The sequence below is a fragment of the Pseudomonas sp. P5_109 genome (genome assembly GCF_034009455.1).
Taxonomy (GTDB): Bacteria; Pseudomonadota; Gammaproteobacteria; order Pseudomonadales; family Pseudomonadaceae; genus Aquipseudomonas.
This window is the reverse complement of the sequence record NZ_CP125380.1, coordinates 2,572,218-2,589,426: the sequence shown is the minus strand read 5'-3', so window position 1 is coordinate 2,589,426 and position 17,209 is coordinate 2,572,218. Positions and strand designations below refer to the sequence as shown.

12 protein-coding genes and 1 pseudogene are annotated in these 17,209 nt (G+C 56.6%); 1 reads left to right on the top strand and 12 read right to left on the bottom strand.

All coding sequences use genetic code 11. The features are described from left to right. Positions 1-160 precede the first annotated feature (160 nt). Positions 161-799: an alkaline phosphatase family protein gene (locus QMK54_RS11810; RefSeq protein ID WP_320402541.1), complete on the top strand. Its 639-nt coding sequence runs from the start codon at positions 161-163 to the stop codon at positions 797-799. Positions 800-1,893: 1,094 nt separating this feature from the next. Here QMK54_RS11810 and QMK54_RS11805 read toward each other — a convergent pair. The 12 genes and pseudogenes from QMK54_RS11805 to QMK54_RS11755 all read right to left on the bottom strand — a co-directional run bounded on the left by QMK54_RS11805 (position 1,894) and on the right by QMK54_RS11755 (position 17,184). After that, complete coding sequence (locus tag QMK54_RS11805; RefSeq protein WP_110661370.1) at positions 1,894-3,240, bottom strand: OprD family porin; 1,347 nt, start codon at positions 3,238-3,240, stop codon at positions 1,894-1,896. Between the two features lie 419 nt (positions 3,241-3,659). Beyond that, entirely contained in the window at positions 3,660-4,487 is an 828-nt protein-coding gene (gene phnX, locus QMK54_RS11800; protein WP_320402540.1) for a phosphonoacetaldehyde hydrolase, read from the bottom strand. 81 nt (positions 4,488-4,568) lie between these two features. Beyond that, positions 4,569-5,450, bottom strand: coding sequence for a LysR substrate-binding domain-containing protein (locus QMK54_RS11795; RefSeq protein WP_320402539.1), 882 nt, complete (start codon positions 5,448-5,450; stop codon positions 4,569-4,571). A 56-nt stretch (positions 5,451-5,506) separates the two neighbouring features. After that, positions 5,507-6,802 carry an MFS transporter gene (locus tag QMK54_RS11790; protein WP_110661375.1) on the bottom strand — a complete coding sequence of 432 codons (1,296 nt, stop codon included), beginning with the start codon at positions 6,800-6,802 and terminating at the stop codon, positions 5,507-5,509. Between the two features lie 116 nt (positions 6,803-6,918). Then, a complete protein-coding gene (gene psrA, locus QMK54_RS11785) occupies positions 6,919-8,010 on the bottom strand; it encodes an iron-containing alcohol dehydrogenase PsrA (RefSeq protein WP_027620556.1) in 1,092 nt (363 codons plus the stop codon). A gap of 397 nt (positions 8,011-8,407) precedes the next feature. Next, entirely contained in the window at positions 8,408-10,363 is a 1,956-nt protein-coding gene (gene acs / locus QMK54_RS11780; protein WP_320402538.1) for an acetate--CoA ligase, read from the bottom strand. A gap of 77 nt (positions 10,364-10,440) precedes the next feature. Continuing rightward, positions 10,441-11,271 carry a methyl-accepting chemotaxis protein gene (locus QMK54_RS31205; protein ID WP_413787369.1) on the bottom strand — a complete coding sequence of 277 codons (831 nt, stop codon included), beginning with the start codon at positions 11,269-11,271 and terminating at the stop codon, positions 10,441-10,443. Between the two features lie 27 nt (positions 11,272-11,298). Then, positions 11,299-12,324 (bottom strand): annotated as a pseudogene (locus QMK54_RS31200) (cache domain-containing protein); the annotation flags it as partial. Between the two features lie 125 nt (positions 12,325-12,449). Next, positions 12,450-13,970 (bottom strand): aldehyde dehydrogenase family protein, encoded by a 1,521-nt coding sequence (locus tag QMK54_RS11770; protein ID WP_320402536.1) that lies wholly within the window; start codon positions 13,968-13,970, stop codon positions 12,450-12,452. A gap of 75 nt (positions 13,971-14,045) precedes the next feature. Beyond that, positions 14,046-14,873: a phosphonoacetaldehyde hydrolase gene (phnX, locus tag QMK54_RS11765; RefSeq protein ID WP_110658835.1), complete on the bottom strand. Its 828-nt coding sequence runs from the start codon at positions 14,871-14,873 to the stop codon at positions 14,046-14,048. An 87-nt stretch (positions 14,874-14,960) separates the two neighbouring features. Further along, the gene (locus QMK54_RS11760; RefSeq protein ID WP_223590549.1) at positions 14,961-15,833 is read right to left on the bottom strand and encodes a LysR substrate-binding domain-containing protein; all 873 of its coding nucleotides are present in this window, start codon (positions 15,831-15,833) and stop codon (positions 14,961-14,963) included. A 55-nt stretch (positions 15,834-15,888) separates the two neighbouring features. After that, positions 15,889-17,184, bottom strand: coding sequence for an MFS transporter (locus tag QMK54_RS11755; protein ID WP_320402535.1), 1,296 nt, complete (start codon positions 17,182-17,184; stop codon positions 15,889-15,891). Positions 17,185-17,209 lie beyond the last annotated feature (25 nt).

The window sequence follows — 17,209 nt, the reverse complement described above, 5'->3', positions numbered from 1 at the left end:
TTTCGGCGGAAAAAGCCGATCAGGCGAACCTGGAGGAACACGACGTCGAGAACATCCTCGCACGGGTCGGCATGCCGGTGCCTTCGGTGTACAGCGCTGAGCTTTCAGAGTTCGTGTTCGCCGCCGGGCTCTCATTGCTGACGAAGAGCGCCCCGACTTCATGTACCTGTCCACCACCGATTATGTACAGCACAAGCATGCGCCGGGCACCCCGGAGGCCAATGCGTTCTACGCCATGATGGACAGCTACTTCAAGCGTTACCACGAGGCAGGCGCGATCGTGGCGATTACCGCGGATCACGGTATGAACGCCAAGACCGATGCGATAGGCCGCCCCAATATCCTGTTTTTGCAAGACCTGCTCGACGCCCGCTACGGCGCGCAGCACACCCGGGTATTACTGCCGATCACCGACCCCGATGTAGTGCACCACGGTGCTCTGGGATCCTACGCCACCGTGTACTTGCGCGATGCGGTACCACAGCGCGATGCCATCGATTTTCTCACCGGCATGGCGGGTGTCGAGGCGGTTCTGACGCGTACCCAAGCCAGCCAGCGTTTCGAACTCCCGGAAGACCGGATTGGCGATCTCGTGGTTATTGCAGAACGCTTGACGGTGATGGGGACTTCGGCCGACAAACACGACTTGTCCGGATTGACGGTGCCCTTGCGTTCACACGGCGGTGTATCCGAGCAAAAAGTGCCCCTCATTTTCAATCGCAAATTAGCCAGCCTCGATAACCCTGGTCGCCTGCGTAACTTCGACATTATCGATATCGCGCTCAACCAACTCGCCTGATGCAAAAACTCAGTAGCGCAGCGAAGACTGCGCGCGCCCTTTCGCTTAATCCAAATACTGGTTAGCGCAGCCAAAGGCTGCTCACCGTTTTCTCGGGCTGGACTGGAAGACGTCGTCAACGCTGATTGACCCGAAGTGGGTCACGGTCGCACTGCCCGACTCGACCGGTAGTACGTCGATCATTTTTCCGACGGTAGCGGGACTCTGTGCGGCGAGCGCAGTATTGTCGTTACTGATTAAGCGCTGACCATGTTAGTGCACGGATCGTAACGCGGTGCATTCAATTGCGACCATGATCTCGGAAAATGAAAATCCACCGCATGCCTGTTTATAAAAGCCCCGAGAGTTTACGTAATGCTGTTCACTTTACGTTGGGGGGCTCCAGGTGGATATTTGGATTAGGTGTATATCCATTCCTGCGGTATCGGCCACCTATGGTTTTGCTCTTACAGCGAGTCACTTGGAAAAGCCTGCGCAGAACCTCCACTCGGCCTCTCGATATAGGGCAAGAAAATCAAAAAGCCAAAGCCAAAGCGAGGCGGCCTGACAGCCGACCTGATTGTAGGTCTGTGCGCGATCCAATTGTAGGAGCGCGCCTGCTCCGGGCGGCGTTCCTACGATGGACTTCCAGACAACGCAGTCATCCAGACAGGGCGCTTTATCGTTGGCGACCATCGCGAGCAAGCTCGCTCCTACAGGGAAACCTGTTCACTAGAAACAGGTCGGCTGTCAGGCCGCCTCGCTTTGCTTTTGATCGTGGCGCCCCGTTAAACCACGATGGCCGAACGCGGGCATTGCGTAGTGGGTAAACCGGCAGGACGCCGGTTTAGCCGCGCTGGGCCATGGATGGCCCAGCGCGGCGACCCACGGAGCAATGCCGGAGAGAGGGCATGCCGAGCCTAGGCGAGGCACCGAGTGGTGGGGCAAGAGCCTTTTGGTTCCTTTTTGGCGTTTGAAAAAGGGACTCGCCGTAAGGGCGAAACCATAAGTGGCCGTTACCGCAGCAATGGATATCCCCCCAAGCCAGTTTTTAACAACCCCATGCTTAAGTGAACAGCATTGCGAGAGTTTACGGGGCTTTTACGACACGTGATTTACATGAACGTGTAGGTGTAGTTAAAGATCAGACGGGTTTGGTCGGTGTTACGAACCGAGCCTGAATCGTCACCGCGGTAGACGCCGTGACGCAGGGACGCACCAAAGTTTTTCAGCGGACCACTCTGTACAACGTAGTCGAAGCGCATGTCGCGCTCCCACTCCGAGTGATCGCTACCATTACCCACATCCTTAATATCATCGCCATGCAAATACGCGACGCTGGCTTTCAAGCCTGGCACGCCAACAGGAGCGAAATCATAGGTGTATTGGCCGAAAGTGGTGTTTTCTCCTGCACGGGCAAACTGATTGATCATGCTATCGGTGAACAGATAAAAACTGGAACCCCCTTCGCCTTCATTGCGTCCACGGCTATCAGCGATGCTCCCGTTGTTTACCCACACGAACCCGCCATCGTCGCTCACGCGCTGGTGGCCGAGCATCAACGAGTGACCGCCAAGGGTATAGGTGAACATGGCGCTCCAGGTCTTGTTGTCGACCTCGCCCGCATTTTTCGCGTATCCGCTGTTGTTGTTGAAACGGTAGCCCGCATCTCCATTCTTGCCATCGGAACTGCTATCGAAGTAGCGCAGGTCAGTTTTGAAACTTTGGCCATCGCCTATCGGCAAGACGTGTATGAGGCCAAGGAACGTTTGCTTGTAAAAGTCTTCAAGTTGCGAATGATATGCCTGAACGGTCAAATCCTTGGTGACTTTCCAGTCCGCGCCACCGAACTGGAAACTGTTGGAATCTTGTGTTGCCCCGGCTACTGAGAGCCCAGCCCAGTTGCTGGATGCACGGCCAGCTGCCTGAGTGATCTTGCCGACATTTAGCGTCACGTTGTTGAACTCTTTTGAGGTCAGCATGCCGCCTTGAAAAGTTTGAGGCAGCACTCGACCGTCATTGGCAACGAGGATCGGCAAGTTAGGTTGTAGCGCGCTGCCCAACTTCAGCTCGGTTTTGGATAGTCTGGCCTTGACGTTGGCACCTCCACGGCTCCACGTTTTTTCAGCGGAACCATCAGAGTCGCTTGGAGAAAAGGTGTTGTTGTCAGGGTGGTGGCCCTTACCTCCGTCCAGATGGATACCCACGAGCGCTTGAGCATCGACGCCAAGGCCAACGGTGCCTTGGGTGTAGCCGGAAGCGTAGTTAAATAGCAGACCTTCGGCAGCTTCTTTCTGATCTGCACCACCAACGCGGTTGTCGTTGTTGAAATACATGGTGCGCGAGCTGACGCTTGCCTTGCTACCAGAGATGAAGCCTTCGGGTGCGGCTTCGCCAGCATAGACACCAAATGAGGAAATACTGGCCAGCGCCACGGCAGCCGACAGGGTTTGCTTGTACATTTTGTGCTCCAGGTTTTTTTATTATGAAAGCTCGGTTTCACGAAAACGCTACGCAATGAAGAACCGTATCGTTTTCGATCAACAGCGCATTTTGGTTGCTGGATCGGCAACTACTATTGCAAGTACTAGTTCGTATTTTTGACGCAAACTTAAACAGATAAATTCAAAATCTGACGACGAAACAGGTGAATGACTTGAACATATTAATTGTCAGGATAGTCATTCGAGACGCCTCTTTCTGGATCTCTCCTTCGTCTTTCAAGTTCAAACGGCTGGACTGAAATCCCCAATAGCTTTTAAACAAATTGCCAGTCTGCCGACTCTTCCGCTCATGGGATTTCCCATGGTTTAGATTGCTCGGGTAGCTACTTGCCCGGCTTGATGCGCAAGCCAGACAAGTAGCAAAAAGCTCAAGACACTCAGCAGGCTTGAGGCAGCTCACCGCGTGCCAGGCGTTGGTTGATGTCTTCGATCACGGCGGGGAGTTCGACGATAGTGTCGATCACGTAGTGGGGACGCGAGTCTTCGAACATCTTGAAGATCCGCGCACGCTCTTCCGCCAGTACTGCCGCCGACAAGTTTTTGTATTCGTCATAGGTCAGACCCAGAGCGTTGCCAGAGCAGGTCAGTGCGACGGTCCACATGCCAGCGCTGCGACCCTCGAGGATGCCTGGCCAGGTGTCATCGACTTTCACACAGGCAGCCACGTCGCTGATCCCCAGGGCAATCACGTTCGCCAACGCCTGGGCTGGGTACGGACGGCCATTAGGCACTTCGTCAGTGGCCACGACGTGATCGGTGACGTAGCCGTTCTGCCGGGCCAACTCGACCACTTTCTCCATCACCACCGCCGGATAACCGGAGCAGGAACCAATTTTCAAGCCTTTATCGCGCAGGGTCGCAATGGCTTCTAAAGCGCCCGGAATCAGCGCCGAATGCAAGGCGATTTTTTCAATCTGCAGAGGCATGAAACGTTCGTAGAGCGCGGTGACATCGTCATCGGTCGGCAGGCGATCAAAGGCGGCGCGGTAGCGTTCAGCAATCTGCGGTTGATCGCACAATGTGCGGATGTGGTCCCACTTGCCCATGCCCATCGGGCCACGCGCTTCCTCGAGGGAGACTGCAACGCCGAATTCGCCAAAGGCTTCGACGAAGATTTGAGTGGGCGCGAAAGAGCCGAAGTCAACGACAGTGCCCGCCCAGTCCAGGACCACAGCTTGTACTTGGGAAGGTTGTTTGTATTGCATGGTGAATCTCCGTTCGAGGAATGAGTGGGAGCGTCCCTCCCACTGCGGGAGGGTGATTTCGTGGCTTCTTCTTTAAATAAACTAATGCGGCGCCAAGTAGGGCATCATGCTGAAGTTAAGTAATTCGGCAATCAGCGGCCGTGCACGGTGTATATCCAAACAGCAAAGGTAGTATTCAATGTGGAAGGGATGATCGGCAAAGATTATTGGACGGGTGCCAGGCGTCCCAACGTATTCGACCTCCGAGACAAATCCAATACCCATATTCTGCGAGATGGCGTGCACGATAGCTTCACGGCTGTTCAGTTGCATTACGCAATTGAGTTCGACATCAAGTTTCCTGCATCCTTCTTCAACGAGTTGGCGCGTTCGAGAGCTCCCTTCACGCAGAACAAGTTTTTCGCCGCCGATCTGATTAACGGCAACTTCACATTGCTGCACCCAGGGATGATCTTCGGGGACAACGGCAATAATAGGGTAGCGTCGATACAAGTGAGTGTATAGACGCTGATCGAACTCCGAGTGAGCCAGGATTGCAACATCAATGTCAAAGTTGTATAGCCGCTCCAACGTCGTACTTTCGGTATTGAAGAATGTTTTCAGTTCGATGTCGGGATAGTGATGCATCAATGCATAAATTATGTTCATTGCGATTGGGGGAGATACAGCACCCACTCGCAGTGAGCCCTTCCTGAGATTGCCAGGGCTAACCCTCGGTTGCACGGTTTCATCCTCTTGATCGAAAAGACCTCGAGTTATTGCAAACAGCTGACGTCCTATGGAACTCAATTCGAAGGAGCGCCCGTGACGATGAAATAGCTCCACTGAAAAACTCTTCTCTAAAGCGCTCACCTGTTCAAACACAATCGGTCGGCGAACGCTCAGATATTCAGCCGCAAGCGCATAACTGCCTGTTCTTGCAACCGTATGAAAAGAACGGAACCATTCGTAGTACTGGTACATAGAAAAGTCCTGATTCTTATTTTCTGGCATTTAAACCGTGCAACTCAGACAGAGCATTAACGCCTGATAAACAGCGCGACCGTGGCACTGCACAGACAGGCAGCGGTGACCACGATGAAGATCAACGAGGTATTGCCGGTGGCGTCGAGCATGCCGCCGATCAGGGGCTCCGCCAGGCCAGCGAACAGATAGGACGCGAAGTTCATGACGCCGGTGGCCGTACCCGCCCGCTTGGCGCCAACCAGGTCTGGGCACAGTGCCCAAAAGCTCGACGCCGGGCCGTAGACGAAAAAGCCACAGAGGAACAATGCCACCAGGCCGAGGGCGCTGTGAGGCGCAAGGGTCCACATCCACAGACTGGTGCCCGCACCAAGGAACATGTAGAGCATGATCGCCAGGTAGCGTTTGGAACCGAACAGTTTGTCCGAAATCCAGCCATTACTGAGCGCACCGATGGCCATGCCCACCGGCAGCGCTACGGTAATCCACTTTGGATCGACCAGGCTGTCGCCGCTTTTCCAGTTGGCGCCCAGAAAGTGCACCGGTACCCAGACGATCAGGCCATAGCGAGCCGCGTTCTGGAAACCCAGAGACACAGCGGCGATGATCAAGCGGGCATTCTTCAGCACCGCTTTATAGCGTTGCGCCGAGGTTTCAACTTCACCGTGTGCCACTTCGTGGTTTTTGTCGTCGGCATTGGCCACACCGGTATCGGCGAGAGGCTCAAAGCCCAAATCCTGCGGACGTTCACGGGCTACCAGGTAGAAGATGATGCCGCCCGCCAGCATCAGCAGCACTGGCAAACGGAAGATCCAACGCCATTCCAACTGGAAGACTTCGAGCACGACGATTGAGGTCACATAGGACAGGACCGAGGCGCAACCCGCGGCAAACACATACAAGCCATACACCTTGCCGCGCTCGCCCGCACTCCACCAATTGGAGAGGAGTCGACTACCCGGTGCCCAACCCAAGGCCTGGAAGTAGCCGTTGATACCCCAAGGCAGGATCAGCGCGGCAAAGCCGCTGGCGAAGCTGGTCACCCAGTTGGCGACGCAGGACAACACGGCACCGGCGGTCATGATGCGCCGACCACCGTACTTGTCCGCGAGGTTGCCGTTGATGGCCTGGCCAATGGCGTAGGCCCAGAGCATGGCCGCCGATGCCCAACCAAGGTGTTCCTTGGTAAAGCCAAACTCCGCCTGAATGCCCGGAATGGCAAAACCAAATGTCTGCCGACCGGTGTAGAAAAATAGATAACAGAACATGGCCGCCAGCAGCATGCGCCATTGGGCGACCCGGAACGAGGGGGTAGAGGTTGCTAAACCTGGCATGGTTTGGGCACGATTCATGATCTTTTCCTTATTATTGTTCGTTCCCTCCGAGCGAGTCGGAGGGTGCACTTTATGTAGGTGCAGTCGGAAATCGCCGCGGCCCGACACGCCGCAGCAGTGCTTGGCTGTAGGGGTTACGCTGCTTGAGAGCCGATGAAGTTCTTGCCGCGTGCACCTTGCATGGCAAAATTAATCATCTCTTGCGCTTCGCCCGCCGTGACGCCGTAGTCGGCAAACTCCGTTTTCACCCCCAGGCTGTGCAGAAACTCGCGCAGCTGCGCCTGTGCCTTGGGCAGATCGTTGCCGAAAATGCGTTGCAGCGTGCGGTCGCGCGCTTCGTCATGGCCCCACGCCAAACCCAGGACCAGCGGCAAGGTAAAGGAGCAAGCGATGCCATGGGGCAGGCCGTGGCGCAGAGTCATTTCGTAGGAAATGGAATGGGCCAGGGCCGTCTTGGTGTTGGAAAAAGCCATCCCGGCTTTGAGAGCGGCCAAGGCCATCCGCGAACGCAGCTCCTTGTTACTCAGGTCATGACGCAGCAGCGGCAGGCATTCCAGAATGTCCTCAATCGCGGAAACCGCGAAGGTGTCTGAAATCGGGTTGGCGTTGATGTTCCAGATGGATTCCAGCGCATGCGACAGGGCATCCAGACCGGTGGAAACGGTGACGCCAGCCGGTACGGTGAGCATCAGGTTGGGATCGACAATGGCGACTTTGGGCCAGGTGCAATCCAGGTGCAGGGAGTACTTTTTTTGGCCCTCGGTGTCCCAGATGGTGGCCCAAGGGGTCACTTCGCTACCGGTGCCTGCCGTGGTGGGGACCGCGATCAGTGCTTTGCTGCGGGCTGGGACAAAGGGCTTGCCCGTTGCCAGCAAGGCAAGCAATTCATCAAAGCTGCCCGACTCAGTGCCGACAATCAGCGCCTTCGCGGTGTCAATCGCACTGCCTCCGCCGACGGCGATGACCGTTTGGCAATCGCTTGCTTCCTGCCAGAAACGCTCATAAGTGTTGCGCAGTTGGGACACGTCGGGGTTGGGCTGCACGTCTTCAACGATGTACGTCAACCGATCGCCAAGTAGAAACTGAATACGCTCCACCAATCCCAGTCCACGCGCTTCGGGAAAAATCACAAGAGCGACGTTTTGGTCTTCGGTGAGAGCGACGAGTTCCAAAACGCTGTTCCAGCCGAAACGTGTATCAACTGGATTGTGGAAACGAGCAGTCATGACGACTCCTTTATTTTTGTTGTTAAAAGTAACGTCATACTCAACGCCACGTACTCATATCTCAAATCGTTTGATTGCAGGTCACAATCGACCCAGCCGATACCAGTTTGCAAGTTTGGCTGGCGACCCCGATACATGTAGCTTTTCCTTTTCACTCCATAAACAGCACGTTTTATAAAAACCGAAAATAATTCGTTAAAGTTGAGAAAGAGTTATTGGCAATAGATTGACAAGTTTTAGCCACAACTCGATCAACGGACAGCCTCACCCACGGGAAAGTATTAAAGAATTCCAGTAAGCAAGATCGATAGTTGAAGTCATTGGTCTTTGAGACCAGGACCAAACAACAAAACGCCCGGTAAATTACCGGGCGAAAGACTCGATGATGCCTGATGAATCAGGTTGCCTTCATCATCCTGTGCGTATCAATCAAATGCTGCACCACACTCGGATCGGCCAGGGTGGAGATATCACCCAACCCATCATATTCAGCCGTCGCAATCTTGCGCAGAATCCGCCGCATGATCTTGCCTGAACGGGTCTTCGGCAGCCCCGGTGCCCACTGGATGACATCCGGCGAAGCAATCGGACCGATCTCTTTGCGCACCCAGTTTTTCAGTTCCAGGCGCAGTTGCTCGTTCGGCTCTTCACCATTTTTCAGGGTGACGTAGACATAAATGCCCTGCCCCTTGATGTCGTGCGGCACACCGACCACAGCGGCTTCGGCGACTTTCGGGTGCGCGACCATCGCGCTTTCGATCTCGGCGGTGCCCATGCGGTGGCCGGACACGTTGAGGACGTCGTCCACGCGACCGGTGATCCAGTAGTAACCATCGGCGTCGCGACGGGCGCCGTCACCGGTGAAGTACATGCCACGGAAGGTCTTGAAGTAAGTATCGACGAAGCGGTCATGGTCGCCAAACAGCGTACGCGCCTGGCCTGGCCACGAATCGAGAATCACCAGGTTGCCCTCGGCCTCGCCTTCGACGATGTTACCCAGGTTGTCCACCAGTGCCGGTACCACGCCGAAGAACGGACGCGCCGCAGAGCCTGGCTTGAGCGCATGCGCGCCCGGTAGCGGGCTCATCATGTTGCCGCCAGTTTCGGTCTGCCACCAGGTGTCGACGATCGGGCAGCGCGACTTGCCGACATTCTTGTAGTACCAGTCCCAGGCTTCCGGGTTGATCGGCTCGCCGACCGAACCGAGCAGGCGCAGGCTGCTGCCATCGGCACCTTCAACCGCAGCAGTACCCGAGGCCATCATGGCGCGGATCGCGGTCGGTGCGGTGTAGAGGATGTTGACCTTGTGCTTGTCGACGATCTTCGCCACCCGGGTGATGTCCGGGTAGTTCGGCACGCCTTCGAACAGCAGCGTGGTCGCGCCGTTGGCCAGCGGGCCGTAGACGATGTAACTGTGACCGGTGACCCAGCCGACGTCGGCGGTGCACCAGTAGATCTCACCCGGGCGGTAGTCGAACACGCGCTCGTGGGTCATGGCTGCATACAGCAGGTAGCCGCCAGTGGTGTGCTGCACGCCCTTCGGCTTGCCGGTGGAGCCGGAGGTGTAAAGGATGAACAGCGCTTCTTCGGCGCCCATCTCTTTCGGCGCGCAAACGGTGCCGGCCACTTTCATCAGGTCCTCGAACCAGATGTCGCGATGCTGGTTCCACTTGATGTCGCCACCGGTGCGCTGGCACACGATGACTTTCTGGATGCTGCTGGTTTCCGGGTTGGTCAGTGCGTCGTCGACGTTGGCCTTGAGCGGGATTTTCTTGCCGGCACGAATGCCTTCGTCGGCGGTGATCACCACTTTGGATTTGCAGTCGATGATGCGACCGGCCAGGGCTTCTGGCGAGAAGCCGCCGAACACCACGGAGTGAATCGCGCCGATCCGGGTACAGGCCAGCATGGCGACCACGGCTTCGGGGATCATCGGCATATAGATAGTCACCACGTCGCCGCGGTGCACATCCTGGCCACGCAGGGCGTTGGCGAACTTGCAGACTTGCTCGTGCAGTTCGCGGTAGGTGATGTTGCGGCTTTCGGCAGGGTCATCGCCCTCCCAGATGATCGCCACTTGATCGCCGCGCTCGGCCAGATGACGGTCGAGGCAGTTGTAGGAAACGTTCAAGGTGCCGTCGGCGAACCATTTGATGTCGACATGGTGATCGTCGAAGGAGGTCTGTTTCACCGTGGTGAAAGGCTTGATCCAGTCGAGGCGCTTGGCTTGCTCGCGCCAGAAGCCGTCCGGGTTGACGACCGACTGCTGGTACATGGCCTTGTAGGTCGCCTCGTCGGTCAGCGTATTGGCCAGAACCTCGGGACGAACGGGATACAGGGAAGCCGCACTCATCTTTCTTACCTCGGTGGAATAGTTGTTTTTGTGATCTGTCACTGTCTGCAGCCTGAGCATTCGGGCAATTGCGAAACTCAAACCCTGAAGCGACTGAGAAGTTTGTCCTGCTGGCCGACATGGTCCACCATCGCCGAGCATTGACGAACCTGCTTGTCCGCACTGCCGGATACTTCAAGACTGATATCGCGGATATTGCTCGTATTGCGATTGATTTCCTCGGTCGTGGCGCTCTGTTCTTCAGCGGCGGCGGCAATCTGCAGGTTCATGTCATTGATGCGGTAAATGGCTTCACGTATGCGTTCGAGCGTTGCATTGGCCGCATCGGCATCGCCTGCCGTCTTGCTGGCAGTGTCGCGGCTTTGCTGCATTCGCACTTGAGCGTGTTTGACCCCCGTCTGCAGTTGCTCAATCATCAGGCGTATTTCCTGAGTGGATTGCTGGGTCCGCGAGGCCAGCGAGCGCACCTCATCAGCCACCACAGCAAACCCGCGCCCCGATTCACCAGCGCGCGCCGCCTCGATGGCCGCATTGAGCGCGAGAAGATTGGTCTGGTCGGCGATGCTGGTGATGACCGCCACGATCGATTCGATGCTTTGACTGAGCGTGGACAATTCATTGATCGCATGACCGGTGTCGTCCATCTCGTCAGCCAGACGCTTGATGGCCCCCGTTGACCTGGAGACCAGGGCGACTCCGTCCGTTGCTTGCCCGGTGGCAACGATCGCTGCTTCAGCCGCGACTTGAGCGTTGCGTGCGACGTCCTCGGCGGTCGAGGCCATCTCGGTCATGGCCGTGGCCAGTTGATCCAGTTCCTGTAATTGAATCTGTACGCGGTTGGCTGCCTGATCCGCTTCAAATGACGTCGCGGTGGTGCTCTCGCGAACCTGGTGCGAGCTGTTTTTCACATCGCCAATGAGTGCTTTCAGGTTCTGCAGGAACTGGTTGAACTCACCGGCGACCAGTGCAATTTCATCATTGCCGACCACGGGTAGCTGACGGGTCAGGTCGCCTTCTCCGCGATTGATGTCTGCCAACGATTCCTTGAGTTGATCCAGGGGTCGGAGTAGCCGTCTGACCAGCAGCCCCAACACCAACAGGCTAAGCAATACACCCAGGCCCGTACCAATGACGGCACGCCAACTCAGGGTGTGGGCTGCGGCCATGACAATGTCCTGATCGAGCACCACACCAATGTACCAATCCATGCCCTTGAGCTGAGAAAGAGGGATGAAGGAAATCAGGAGTGTCTTTCCCTTTATCTGTACCTCCTGCAACTGACTGTGGAGTGGTGGCTGGGCACCGCCGAAAATTTCGCCGTAGGGCTTACCATTCAGATTGGCGTCCGGATGGGAAATAATGTTGCCGTTTCGACTCATCAGAAATGCATAACCGGCCCCGCCAAAGTCCAACGTATTAATGGCGTCGGCAATCGTGTTCAGACGAATTTGTCCCCCAAACACACCGAGAAACTGGCCACCATCGCTGATTTTGGTGACGGCCGAGATCAGGATTTCGTCGGAAGTTGAAGCCTTATAGGGCTCGGTTAAAACCGACTGACTACCCGCCTTGCCGCTCGCATACCAAGGGCGCAAGCGTCCATCGTAGTCAGGACCGGGACTCCAGGGTGCGGAGTTCTTGATCGGTTTTCCATCTGATTGAAGGGCACCGAATACCAGTTCGAATTCGTTTTTCAGTATCGGTGAATCGATGATGCGTTGGGTGGCTTGCGGGCTGTACTGGCTGTCGATCGCCTGAGCCGCCAAGTCCATCAGCCGAAGTTTGGCGTTCAGCCAGTTTTCGATCTGCCGTGCCACTGCATTGCTCGATTCGGAGATACCCTCCTCGACTTGCGTGCGCAAAATAGAACGGACCTGACTGACCTGGACCAGCGACAGCAGACTGGTCGTCACGAACAGCACACAAGCAGCCACAAGGCTTACCTTGTAACGGATTTTCATCGACAGCTCCGCGCGGCGGGAAGGTTATTTTTTGTGTTTGAGACCGCCATCGCGAGCAAGCTCGCTCCTACAGGGTTTGCGTGATCCTGTAGGAGCCGGCTTGCTGGCGAATAGCCGTTACGCGATTAGAAGAAGCCCAGCGGATTGATGTCGTAGCTCACCAGCAGGTTTTTGGTCTGCTGATAGTGGTCGAGCATCATCTTGTGGGTTTCACGGCCGACGCCGGACTTCTTGTACCCGCCGAACGCGGCGTGCGCCGGGTACAGGTGGTAGCAGTTGGTCCACACACGACCGGCCTTGATGGCGCGGCCCATGCGGTAGGCGCGGTTGATGTCGCGGGTCCAGAGGCCGGCTCCGAGGCCGAACTCGGTGTCGTTGGCGATGGCCAGGGCTTCGGCTTCGTCCTTGAAGGTGGTGATGCTCACCACCGGGCCGAAGATTTCTTCCTGGAACACGCGCATCTTGTTGGTGCCCTTGAGCAGGGTTGGCTGGATGTAATACCCGGTCGCCAGGCTGCCCTCGAGTTTTTCTATCTTGCCGCCGGTCAGCAGCTCGGCGCCTTCGCCCTTGGCGATTTCCAGGTACGAAAGAATCTTGTCGAATTGCTGCTCGGACGCCTGGGCGCCGACCATGGTGTCGGTGTCCAGCGGGTCGCCACGTTTGATTTGCAGGACCTTCTTCATCACCACTTGCATGAATTCGTCGTAGATCGACTCCTGCACCAGCGCGCGAGATGGGCAGGTGCAGACTTCGCCCTGGTTGAAGAACGCCAGCACCAGGCCTTCAGCGGCTTTTTCGATGAAGGACGGTTCGGCCTTCATGATGTCTTCGAAGAAGATGTTCGGCGATTTGCCACCCAGCTCCACGGTGGACGGGATGATGTTTTCGGCGGCGCATTTCATGATGTGCGAGCCGACCGGGGTCGAGCCGGTGAAGGCAATCTTGGCGATGCGCTTGCTGGTGGCCAGGGCTTCGCCGGCTTCGCGACCGAAACCCTGGACGATGTTCAGCACGCCGGGTGGCAGCAGGTCGCCGATCAGTTCGACCAGCACGGTGATGCCCAGCGGGGTTTGCTCGGCAGGCTTGAGCACCACGCAGTTACCGGCGGCCAGGGCCGGGGCGAGTTTCCAGGCGGCCATCAGGATCGGGAAGTTCCACGGGATGATCTGCCCGACTACGCCCAGTGGTTCGTGGAAGTGATAGGCGGCGGTGTGTTCGTTGATTTCCGCTGAGCTGCCTTCCTGGGCACGGATGCAACCGGCGTAGTAGCGGAAATGGTCCACGGCCAGCGGGATGTCGGCATTCAGCGTTTCACGCACGGCTTTGCCGTTGTCCCAGGTTTCGGTGACGGCCAGCAGTTCGAGGTTCTGTTCGATGCGGTCGGCAATTTTCAGCAGCGCCAAGGCGCGGTCCTGCACCGAGGTCTTGCCCCAGGCATCAGCGGCTGCATGGGCAGCGTCCAGCGCCTTTTCGATGTCTTCGGCGCTAGAGCGGGGGAATTCGGCAATCGGTTGGCCATTCACAGGCGAGGTGGTGGTGAAGTACTGACCATTGACCGGCGCAACGAACTCACCGCCGATGTAGTTGCCATAACGGGACTTGAAGGAAACGATGGCACCGGGAGTGCCTGGGTGGGCGTAGTTCATGGTCGGATTCTCTTGTTGTTTTGGGTTGTGACCGTCCGGGGGACGGCCACTGTCAGTGACACAAACCGTGCAGAATCAGGAACCCTGTGGGGTTTCTCCGCGTGCCAGGCGCGCATTGATGTCTTCAATGACAGTCGGCAAATCGACGATGGTGTCGATCAGGTAGTGCGGGCGAGAGCCTTCGAACATCTTGATGATGCGTGTGCGTTCTTCGGCCAACTCCTCCAGGGACAAGTCTTTGAATTCCTCATAGGTCAGACCCAGTGCGTTGCCGGAACAGGTCAGTGCGACCGTCCACATGCCCGCGCTGCGGCCTTCGAGGATGCCCGGCCAAGTGTCATCGACTTTCACACAGGCAGCCACGTCGCTGATCCCCAGGGCAATCACGTTCGCCAAGGCCTGGGCTGGGTACGGACGGCCGTTAGGCACTTCGTCAGTGGCCACGACGTGATCGGTGACGTAGCCGTTCTTACGGGCCAGCTCTACGACTTTTTCCATGACCACGGCCGGATAACCCGAGCAGGAGCCGATTTTCAGACCCTTGTCGCGTAAGCCATTGATAGTATCGAGAGCACCGGGAATCAACGCAGAGTGCAGGGCGATCTTTTCGATCTGCAACGGCATGAAGCGCTCGTAAAGAGCGGTGACATCCTCGTCGGTTGGCAGGCGGCCGAAGGCGGCCTGGTAACGTGCGGCAATCTGTGGCTCGTTGCACAGCGTGCGAATGTGATCCCACTTGCCCATGCCCATCGGCCCGCGGGCTTCTTCCAGAGAGACCGCAACGCCAAACTCGGCGAAGGCTTCGACGAAGATTTGGGTCGGTGCGAAAGAGCCGAAGTCAACGACGGTGCCTGCCCAGTCCAAAACCACGGCTTGCAGTTGGGAAGGTTGTTTGTAGTGCATGGTGAGTCTCCATTTTTTGGGTATGTGAAGGCCGTCCCTCTCATCATCAAGAAGTACGCCTATTGATTGTTCAAACGCGTTACGGGATCAGGTTATCGGCGTAGGGCTCGAGTCGAACAACTCTGCGAGCATCGGCCGATTTTTGCGAATACCGAGGCAGCACAGGTGGTAATCAATAAAAAATGGGTGATCAACAAAAGTGATCGGTTTTGTGCCTGGGGTTTCGGCGTACTCGACGGCAGAAACAAAGCCGATTCCGATGCCCTTGGCGATGGCGTGGACGATCGCCTCACGGCTATTCAATTGCATGACGCAGTTCAGCTCAACGCCCAGGCTCTTGCAGCTTTCCTCCACCAGTTGACGAGTCCGCGAGCTTTTTTCACGAAGAACCAACCTCTCTGCGCTGATCTGCTCGACGTGCACCTCTTTCTGACTGGCCCAAGGATGATCATCGCGGACAACAGCAATAATCGGATAGCGCCGGTAAAGCTGAGTGTGAAAACGCTGATCGAATTCTGAGAGAGCAAGAATCGCCACATCGATATCAAAGTTGAAGAGGCGATCCAGCGTCTCTTTCTCAGGAGAGAACGAAGTTTCCAGTTCTATGTCCGGATGCCTCTGCATCAATTCGTAAGTCAGGTTCATCGCAATGGGCGGAGATACAGCCCCCAGTCGCAGCATTCCGGTTTTGTGCTGTTTGAAACTTTGAAGAAGTTGCACAGCTTCATCCTCTTGACCGAATAGACCTTGGGTGATCGCATAGAGCTGGTGTCCGGCCCAGCTCATTTCGATAAAGCGGCCACGACGGTGGAATAGTTCCACGGAGTACTTTTTTTCCAGCGCAGTAACCTGCTCGCTGACCGTTGACTGACCAACGCTCAGGAACTCGGCAGCGAGCGTGAAGCTGCCGGTCTTCGCTACCGCGTGAAAGGAACGTAGCCATTTGTGATACTGGTACATAAAAGTTCCTATTCCTGAGCGACCGTCTCTGATTCAAGCATCTATAGCCTAGCAATCAACGTCGTATGAACAGTGCCACCGAGGCACTGCACAGGCAGGCGGCAGTGACCACGATGAAGATCAGAGAGGTGTTCCCGGTAGCATCGAGCATGCCCCCGATCAGGGGCTCGGCCAGACCTGCAAACAGATAGGACGCGAAGTTCATCACGCCGGTGGCCGTACCTGCTCGTTTGGCACCGACCAGGTCCGGGCACAAGGCCCAAAAGCTCGACGCCGGACCGTAGACGAAGAAACCGCAGAGGAACAACGCCACCAGACCGAGGGCGCTATGCGGCGGCAGGCTCCACATCCACAGGCTGGTTGCCGCGCCGAGGAACATGTAAAGCATGATTGCCAGGTAGCGTTTGGAACCGAACAGTTTGTCCGACACCCAGCCATTGCTGAGGGCACCGATGGCCATGCCAACCGGCAGCGCTACGGTAATCCACTTTGGATCGACCAGGCTGTCGCCGCTTTTCCAGTTGGCGCCCAGAAAGTGCACCGGTACCCAGACGATCAGGCCATAGCGGGCCGCGTTCTGGAATCCCAGCGACACGGCGGCGATGATCAAGCGGGCATTCTTCAGCACCGCTTTATAGCGTTGCGCCGAGGTTTCAACTTCACCGTGTGCCACTTCGTGGTTCTTGTCATCGGCGTTGGCCACCCCGGTGTCGGCGAGAGGCTCAAAGCCCAAATCCTGCGGACGTTCACGGGCTACCAGGTAGAAGATGATGCCGCCCGCCAGCATCAGCAGCACTGGCAAACGGAAGATCCAACGCCATTCCAGTTGCAGCACCTCGAGCACGACGATCGAGGTGACATAAGAAAGGACCGAGGCACAACCTGCAGCGAACACATAAAACCCATACACCTTGCCGCGCTCGCCCGCACTCCACCAATTGGAAATGAGTCGACTACCCGGCGCCCAACCCAAGGCTTGGAAATAACCGTTGATCCCCCAGGGCAGGATCAGAGCGGTAAAACCATGGGCGAAGCTGGTCATCCAGTTAGCCGCACAGGACAACACCGCGCCGGCAGTCATGATGCGCCGGCCACCGAACTTATCGGCGAGATTGCCATTGATGGCTTGGCCAATGGCGTAGGCCCAGAGCATGGCCGCCGAGGCCCAGCCCAGATGTTCCTTGGTAAAGCCGAACTCGGCCTGAATACCCGGGATGGCAAAACCAAAGGTTTGCCGACCGGTGTAGAAAAACAGATAGCAGAACATGGCCGCCAGTAGCATGCGCCACTGTGCGACTCGGAACGATGAAGTGGATATTGCGAGACCTGGCATGGTTTGGGCACGATTCATGATCTTTTCCTTATTATTGTTCGTT

Coding starts and splice junctions, on each gene's coding strand:
- phnX (WP_320402540.1), bottom strand. CDS start 4,487: ATGCAATACAAACAACCTTCCCAAGTACAAGCTGTGGTCCTGGACTGG.
- QMK54_RS11795 (WP_320402539.1), bottom strand. CDS start 5,450: ATGTACCAGTACTACGAATGGTTCCGTTCTTTTCATACGGTTGCAAGA.
- QMK54_RS11755 (WP_320402535.1), bottom strand. CDS start 17,184: ATGAATCGTGCCCAAACCATGCCAGGTCTCGCAATATCCACTTCATCG.
- psrA (WP_027620556.1), bottom strand. CDS start 8,010: ATGACTGCTCGTTTCCACAATCCAGTTGATACACGTTTCGGCTGGAAC.
- QMK54_RS11770 (WP_320402536.1), bottom strand. CDS start 13,970: ATGAACTACGCCCACCCAGGCACTCCCGGTGCCATCGTTTCCTTCAAG.
- QMK54_RS11790 (WP_110661375.1), bottom strand. CDS start 6,802: ATGAATCGTGCCCAAACCATGCCAGGTTTAGCAACCTCTACCCCCTCG.
- QMK54_RS11760 (WP_223590549.1), bottom strand. CDS start 15,833: ATGTACCAGTATCACAAATGGCTACGTTCCTTTCACGCGGTAGCGAAG.
- QMK54_RS11810 (WP_320402541.1), top strand. CDS start 161: ATGTACCTGTCCACCACCGATTATGTACAGCACAAGCATGCGCCGGGC.
- phnX (WP_110658835.1), bottom strand. CDS start 14,873: ATGCACTACAAACAACCTTCCCAACTGCAAGCCGTGGTTTTGGACTGG.
- acs (WP_320402538.1), bottom strand. CDS start 10,363: ATGAGTGCGGCTTCCCTGTATCCCGTTCGTCCCGAGGTTCTGGCCAAT.
- QMK54_RS11805 (WP_110661370.1), bottom strand. CDS start 3,240: ATGTACAAGCAAACCCTGTCGGCTGCCGTGGCGCTGGCCAGTATTTCC.